Raw genomic sequence first — 7173 nt, 5'->3', positions numbered from 1 at the left:
AAAATGAAAGTTAAAGTACTGTCCCTCCTGGTACCAGCTCTGCTGGTGGCAGGCGCTGGATTTGCCCCTATATTTCCAGACACCTGTTATCACTTAACCCATTACTGGCCCGCTGCCGCAGATATTCCCGTGGCGAGCGATAACCCAGCGCACTATGCGGATGCCATTCGTTATAATGCTCGAACGCCTCTGCAAGGTTCTTTGCTGCCGTTAACCCGTCTGGTTTGGGCATGATACTTATGTAGTCACGCTTTATCGTTTTCACGAAGCTCTCTGCTATTCCGTTACTCTCCGGACTCCGCACTGCCGTGTTCTTCGGTTCAAGTCCCAACATCCTGGCGAACTGACGTGTTTCATTCGCCCGGTAGCATGAACCATTATCCGTCAGCCACTCCACTGGAGACGCCGGAAGCTCGCTGCCAAAGCGGCGTTCCACTGCTCCCAGCATGACGTCCTGTACTGTTTCACTGTCGAAGCCCCCCGTTGTGACCGCCCAGTGCAGTGCCTCACGGTCACAGCAGTCCAGCGCGAACGTGACCCGCAGTTTTTCTCCGTTATCACAGCGGAACTCAAACCCGTCAGAGCACCATCGCTGATTACTTTCTTTCACAGCCACTCTGCCGGTATGTGCCCGTTTCGATGGCGGTACAGCGGGTTTTCGCTCAAGCAACAGCGCATTCTGGCGCATGATCCGGTAAACACGTTTGGCATTGATCGCAGGCATACCATCAAGTTCCGTCTGTCTGCGAAGCAGCGCCCATACCCGACGATAACCATATGTGGGCAGCTCTCCGATAACATGGTGTATACGGCGAAGCACATCCGTATCATCCGTGTGACGGCTGCGGCGGCCGTCCTTCCAGTCATCGGTTCGTCTGAGAATGACGTGCAACTGCGCACGCGACACCCGGAGACAACGGCTGACGAAGCTTACTCCCCATCCCCGGGCAATAAGGGCGCGTGCGCTATCCACTTTTTTGCTCGCCCATATTCAACGGCTTCTTTAAGGAGTTCATTTTCCATCGTTTTTTTGCCGAGCAGGCGCTGGAGTTCTTTAATCTGCTTCATGGCGGCAGCAAGTTCAGAGGCAGGAACGACCTGTTCTCCGGCAGCCACAGCAGTAAGACTTCCCTCCTGGTATTGCTTACGCCAGAGAAATAGCTGGCTGGCTGCCACACCATGTTGCCGGGCAACAAGGGAGACCGTCATTCCCGGTTCAAAGCTCTGCTGAACGATAGCGATCTTTTCCTGTGTAGTACGCCGTCTGCGTTTCTCCGGCCCTAAGACATCAATCATCTGTTCTCCAATGACTAGTCTAAAAACTAGTATTAAGACTATCACTTATTTAAGTGATATTGGTTGTCTGGAGATTCATGGGGCCAGTCTAGGCGCAGCAAATGCGGCTGAAATTTATAACAAAGACGGCAACAAATTAGATCTGTACGGTAAAGTGGATGGTCTGCACTATTTCTCCGATGACGACAGCGTTGATGGCGACCAGACCTACATGCGTCTTGGCTTCAAAGGCGAAACCCAGGTTAACGATCAGCTGACCGGTTACGGCCAGTGGGAATACCAGATCCAGGGCAACACCTCTGAAAGCGACAACCAGGCCTGGACGCGTGTGGCGTTCGCGGGTCTGAAGTTCGCTGAAGCGGGTTCTTTCGATTACGGTCGTAACTACGGCGTGATCTACGACGTGACCTCCTGGACCGACGTTCTGCCAGAATTTGGTGGAGATACTTACGGTGCAGATAACTTCCTGCAGTCCCGTGCTAACGGCGTAGCAACCTACCGTAACCAGGACTTCTTCGGTCTGGTGGATGGCCTGAACTTTGCTCTGCAGTATCAGGGTAAAAACGGCAGCGTAAGCGGTGAAAACGACACCGGTCGTAGCACCCTGAAACAGAACGGCGACGGCTACGGTGCGTCCCTGACCTATAACCTGGGTGAAGGCTTCAGCATCGGTGGTGCATTGTCTTCTTCCAAACGTACCGCTGACCAGAACGACACGGGTAACCTGGCGCTGAAAGGCGAAGGCGATCGTGCTGAAGTCTACACGGGTGGTCTGAAATACGACGCCAACAACATTTACCTGGCGGCGCAATACTCCCAGACCTATAACGCAACGCGTTTCGGCAACTCTCAGAGCAGCAGCGACATTTACGGCTTTGCTAACAAAGCACAGAACTTCGAAGTGGTCGCTCAGTACCAGTTCGACTTTGGTCTGCGTCCATCCGTGGCTTACCTGCAGTCTAAAGGTAAGGACATCGAAGGCTACGGCGACCAGGATCTGCTGAAATATGTTGATGTGGGCGCGACTTACTACTTCAACAAAAACATGTCTACCTATGTGGACTACAAAATCAACCTGCTGGATGACAAAGAGTTCACCCGTCAGGCAGGTATCAGCACTGACGATATCGTCGCGCTGGGCCTGGTTTACCAGTTCTAATCGTTACACTGTATGACTCAGGGGCCTCACGGCCCCTTTTTTGTGTTTTTTTTAGGCTCTCACAATTCACCCGTTTTGGTGTACTCTTGCCGCCCTGGCATGAGGATAATAATGAATGGACATGACTTTTTTACGCGCCAGCTTCCTGGCAATCCTTTTTTTCCTGACCGCTTGTGACGCTTCCACGCCGGAGACCACCACCGACGCCCCCGCGGCGACGGTGCTCGAAGGCAAAACGATGGGCACTTTCTGGCGCGTCAGCGTAATGAATCTTGATAAGGCACGCGCCGAAGAACTGCGTAGCAAAATTCAGTCACAGCTGGATGCTGACGATCAGTTGCTGTCGACCTACAAAAATGACTCGGCGCTGATGCGCTTTAACCTTTCAAGCAGTACCTCCCTGTGGCCGGTGAGCGAGGCGATGGCCGATATCGTGACCGAGTCCATGCGCGTGGGCTACAAAACCAACGGGGCGATGGACGTGACGGTGGGTCCCCTGGTGAACCTCTGGGGATTTGGCCCCAACAAGCAGCCGGCGACCACGCCCGATCAGGCGGCCATTGATGACGCCCGCGCCCGGACAGGGCTACAGCATCTGACGGTGATCAATCAGTACGGTCAACAGTACCTGCAAAAAGATATTCCCGATCTGTTTGTCGATCTGTCGACAGTAGGCGAAGGTTATGCGGCGGATCATTTGGCTGCGCTGATGGCGCAGGAAGGCATCTCCCGCTATCTGGTGTCTGTGGGCGGCGCGTTAGTCAGCCGGGGCATGAACGCCAGCGGCAAACCGTGGCGCGTAGCGATTCAAAAACCGACCGATCAACAAAATGCCGTGCAGGCGATGGTGGACATCAACGGACATGGCATCAGCACCTCAGGGAGCTACCGTAACTATTACGAGCTTGACGGGAAACGTATTTCGCACGTTATCGACCCGCAGACAGGGCGACCCATTATGCATAATCTGGTGTCGGTGACGGTTATTGCCCCCACCGCGCTGGAAGCGGATGCCTGGGACACAGGGTTAATGGTTCTCGGTCCGGAGAAAGCCAAAGAGGTGGTGCGTCAGGAAGGGCTGGCGGTGTATATGATCGTTAAAGAGGCCGACGGGTTCAAAACCTGGCATTCGCCGCAGTTCGCCAGCTTCCTGGTGAATGAAAAAAATTAAAAAGCAAGGTTGCGGGTTTTTAATCTGTGGCGCTCAGGCAGGCTGTATATATGCTTATAAGAGGAGCCGATCATGAGAAACCTGACCTTAATGACCGATGAGGATCGCTGGCTGGCCGTGCTGGCCCGCGATCCGCGCGCTGACGATCAGTTTGTCTTCGCTGTGCAGACGACGGGTATTTTCTGCCGTCCGTCATGCCGTGCCCGCCACGCGCTGCGTAAAAATGTCCGCTTTTACCCTGATGCCCACCATGCCGTTCAGGCAGGATTTCGGCCATGCAAGCGCTGCATGCCGGACAAGCGCGATCCGCAGGAACAGAAGCTGGCCAAAGTGGAACACGCCTGCCGTCTGCTGGAGCAGGATCCGGCGTTAACCCTGGAGAAGCTGGCGCAGCAGGTTGCCATGAGTCCTTACCATTTCCACCGTCTGTTTAAGTCTGTCACCGGTATGACCCCGAAAGCCTGGCAGCAGGCGGCGCGAGGCCAGCGTCTGCGCACCGCGCTTGCGCAGGGGGATAAAATTACCGATGCCGTGCTGGCGGCTGGGTTTCCTGACAGCAGTAGCTATTATCGTAAAGCCAACGATGCGCTGGGTATGACGGCGAAGCAGTACCGTAAAGGGGATGCGGCAGTGCGTTATGCCATCGATAATTGCGCTTTAGGACGCTGCCTGGTGGCAGAAAGCGAGCGGGGGATCTGCGCGATCCTGCTGGGTGACACCGATGCACAATTAATGGAAGAGCTGGCGACGGTGTTCCCAAACGCAGAGCACGCGCCGCTGGACGACGACTTCGTGCAACGGATCCATCAGGTGATTGCCAGTATTGATAACCGTTCTGTACCGCTTGCGCTGCCGCTGGATATTCGCGGGACGGCGTTCCAGCAGCGGGTCTGGCAAGCCCTGCGAACTATCCCCTGCGGTGAAACGGCAAGTTACCAGCAGGTGGCGCAGGCGATCGGTCAGCCCAACGCGGTACGCGCCGTTGCCGGTGCCTGTGCGGCAAACACGCTGGCGATTGTGATCCCCTGTCATCGTGTTGTTCGCAACGACGGTGCGCTGTCAGGTTATCGATGGGGGACAGCGCGAAAAGCGTTATTACTGAAACGTGAGGCGAAACGCTGGGAGGGATAATGCTCGATCTTTTTGCGGATGCTGAACCCTGGCAGGAGCCGCTCGCGCCGGGGGCGGTCATCCTGCGCCGCTTTGCGCTCTCCCGTGCGGCGGCGCTGCTGGAGGGGATTGACGAGGTCACGGCGGTTTCACCGTTTCGCCATATGATCACGCTGGGAGGCTACACCATGTCGGTTGCGATGGCTAACTGCGGTGAACTGGGGTGGGCGACCAACGAACGCGGCTATCTGTATGCGCCGAACGACCCCGCGACCGGGCAGCCGTGGCCTCCCATGCCTGCGGTTTTTCAGACGCTGTGTCACGATGCCGCCGTCGCCGCGGATTATGCCGACTTCCGTCCTGATGCCTGCCTGATTAACCGCTACGCCATTGGCGCGAAGCTCTCGCTGCATCAGGATAAGGATGAGCCCGATCTGCGCGCGCCTATCGTCTCGGTATCGTTAGGTCTGCCCGCCGTGTTCCAGTTTGGCGGGTTACGCCGCAACGATCCGCTCAAACGCATCATGCTGGAACATGGCGATGTGGTGGTGTGGGGCAGGGAGTCGCGGCTGTATTATCACGGCATTCAGCCGCTGAAACCCGGCGTTCACCCCCTGACGGGTGAGTACCGTTATAACCTGACGTTCCGCCAGGCGGGTTTTAGTAAACAAAAATAAGAATTATTCTTGATGTACACGCCGGGCAGTTTACACTGCTGGCTGATTTTTATTGTCCGGATTGCCTGCATGCAACTACTTCTCCTTGTCTGGCGTCAGTATCGCTGGCCCTTCATGGCCGTCATGGCGCTAAGCCTCGCCAGCGCCGCACTGGGTATTGGCCTGATCGCGTTTATCAACGTGCGTTTGATTGAAATGGTCGACACATCACTCGCCGTATTGCCGGAATTTCTTGCCCTGCTAATGCTGTTGATGGCAGTCACGCTCGGCTCTCAGCTGGCGCTGACCGCGCTCGGCCACCATTTCGTTTTTCGTCTGCGCAGCGAGTTCATCAAGCGGATTCTGGACACCCACGTAGAGCGCATTGAACAGCTCGGCAGCGCGTCTCTGCTGGCGGGGTTAACCAGCGACGTGCGCGCCATTACCATTGCGTTCGTTCGTCTGCCGGAGCTGGTGCAGGGGATTATTCTGACCTTTGGCTCTGCGGCTTATCTCGCCTGGCTCTCCAGCAAAATGCTGGCGGTAACCGCCCTGTGGATTGCCATCACCATCTGGGGCGGTTTTGTGCTGGTGTCACGCGTCTACAAACACATGGCGGTACTGCGCGAAACCGAGGATAAGCTCTACAACGATTACCAGACGGTACTCGAAGGGCGCAAAGAGCTGACCCTGAACCGCGAGCGCGCCGAGCATATCTTTAACAATCTCTATATTCCGGACGCCCGCGAATACCGGCACCATATTATTCGTGCCGATACCTTCCACCTGAGCGCGGTGAACTGGTCAAACATTATGATGCTGGGGGCGATTGGCCTGGTATTCTGGATGGCGAACAGCCTGGGCTGGGCGGATACGAACGTCGCGGCAACCTATTCGCTGACGCTGCTGTTCTTGCGCACGCCGCTGCTTTCGGCCGTCGGAGCTTTGCCGACCCTGCTGAGCGCGCAGGTGGCGTTTAATAAGCTCAAAAAGTTCGATCTTGCACCGTTTAACGCTGAATTCCCGCGCCCGCAGGCCTTCCCGAACTGGCAGACGCTGGAGCTGCGTAACGTCACGTTCCGCTATCAGGACAACGCTTTCTCCGTGGGGCCGATCAATCTGACGATTCACCGCGGCGAGCTGCTGTTCCTGATTGGCGGTAACGGCAGTGGGAAATCGACCCTCGCGTTGCTGCTCACCGGGCTTTATCAGCCGCAGTCGGGTGAGATTTTGCTGGATGGTAAGGCGCTGAGCGCAGAAAAACCTGAGGATTACCGCAAGCTTTTCTCGGCGGTGTTCACCGACGTCTGGCTGTTTGACCACCTGCTGGGACCGGAAGGGCAACAGGCCAATCCTGCGCTGGTGGAGAAATGGCTGGCGCAGCTGCAGATGTCGCACAAGCTGGAGCTGCAGGACGGCAAGATCCTCAACCTCAGGCTTTCGAAAGGGCAGAAAAAACGCGTGGCGCTGCTGCTGGCGCTGGCGGAAGAGCGTGACATCATTCTGCTGGATGAGTGGGCGGCGGATCAGGATCCGCACTTCCGCCGCGAGTTTTACCAGGTGCTGCTGCCGCTGATGCAGCAGATGGGCAAAACCATTTTCGCCATCAGCCATGACGATCACTACTTTATTCATGCCGATCGTTTGCTGGAGATGCGCGAGGGCAAGCTGAGCGAGCTGACCGGTGAAGCGCGCGATGCGGCATCGCGTGATGCGGTGGCGCGCACGGCCTGATGCCCTCACCCTAACCCTCTCCCACAGGGGTGAGGAATCCCCAGTAA

At 56.4% G+C, this 7173-nt stretch carries 6 protein-coding genes; 5 read left to right on the top strand and 1 reads right to left on the bottom strand.

What is annotated here, in order from left to right:
• Nucleotides 1–67 precede the first annotated feature (67 nt).
• Nucleotides 68–1296, bottom strand: a protein-coding gene (locus C5687_RS23105; RefSeq protein WP_104457020.1) for an IS3 family transposase whose coding sequence is annotated in 2 segments (ribosomal slippage) — nt 68–981 and nt 981–1296 — 1230 coding nt in all. Because the reading frame shifts where the segments join, the coding sequence is not laid out codon by codon here.
• 58 nt (nt 1297–1354) lie between these two features.
• On the opposite strand from C5687_RS23105, the gene C5687_RS23100 reads away from it, so the two are divergent.
• The 5 genes from C5687_RS23100 (at nt 1355) to C5687_RS23080 (ending at nt 7126) form a co-directional block, all read left to right on the top strand.
• On the top strand, nt 1355–2455 hold the full coding sequence (locus tag C5687_RS23100; RefSeq protein WP_104558109.1) for a porin OmpC: 1101 nt from the start codon (nt 1355–1357) through the stop codon (nt 2453–2455).
• A 115-nt stretch (nt 2456–2570) separates the two neighbouring features.
• The gene (gene apbE / locus C5687_RS23095) at nt 2571–3626 is read left to right on the top strand and encodes an FAD:protein FMN transferase ApbE (RefSeq protein WP_104558105.1); all 1056 of its coding nucleotides are present in this window, start codon (nt 2571–2573) and stop codon (nt 3624–3626) included.
• Nucleotides 3627–3698: 72 nt separating this feature from the next.
• Nucleotides 3699–4757: a bifunctional DNA-binding transcriptional regulator/O6-methylguanine-DNA methyltransferase Ada gene (ada, locus tag C5687_RS23090; RefSeq protein WP_104558103.1), complete on the top strand. Its 1059-nt coding sequence runs from the start codon at nt 3699–3701 to the stop codon at nt 4755–4757.
• Nucleotides 4757–5413 carry a DNA oxidative demethylase AlkB gene (gene alkB, locus C5687_RS23085; RefSeq protein ID WP_104558101.1) on the top strand — a complete coding sequence of 219 codons (657 nt, stop codon included), beginning with the start codon at nt 4757–4759 and terminating at the stop codon, nt 5411–5413. The genes ada and alkB overlap by 1 nt, the downstream gene beginning before the upstream one ends.
• A 69-nt stretch (nt 5414–5482) precedes the next feature.
• Nucleotides 5483–7126: a multidrug ABC transporter permease/ATP-binding protein gene (locus C5687_RS23080; protein WP_104558107.1), complete on the top strand. Its 1644-nt coding sequence runs from the start codon at nt 5483–5485 to the stop codon at nt 7124–7126.
• Nucleotides 7127–7173 lie beyond the last annotated feature (47 nt).

The sequence above is a fragment of the Enterobacter sichuanensis genome, assembly GCF_002939185.1.
Lineage (GTDB): Bacteria > Pseudomonadota > Gammaproteobacteria > Enterobacterales > Enterobacteriaceae > Enterobacter > Enterobacter sichuanensis.
The sequence above is the reverse complement of the archived record's forward strand: the minus strand, read 5'-3'. Positions and strand labels throughout refer to the sequence as shown.

What these genes read in the sequence shown, in the direction of transcription:
- alkB (WP_104558101.1), top strand. Translation starts at nt 4,757, where the DNA reads ATGCTCGATCTTTTTGCGGATGCTGAACCCTGGCAGGAGCCGCTCGCG.
- apbE (WP_104558105.1), top strand. Translation starts at nt 2,571, where the DNA reads ATGGACATGACTTTTTTACGCGCCAGCTTCCTGGCAATCCTTTTTTTC.
- C5687_RS23080 (WP_104558107.1), top strand. Translation starts at nt 5,483, where the DNA reads ATGCAACTACTTCTCCTTGTCTGGCGTCAGTATCGCTGGCCCTTCATG.
- ada (WP_104558103.1), top strand. Translation starts at nt 3,699, where the DNA reads ATGAGAAACCTGACCTTAATGACCGATGAGGATCGCTGGCTGGCCGTG.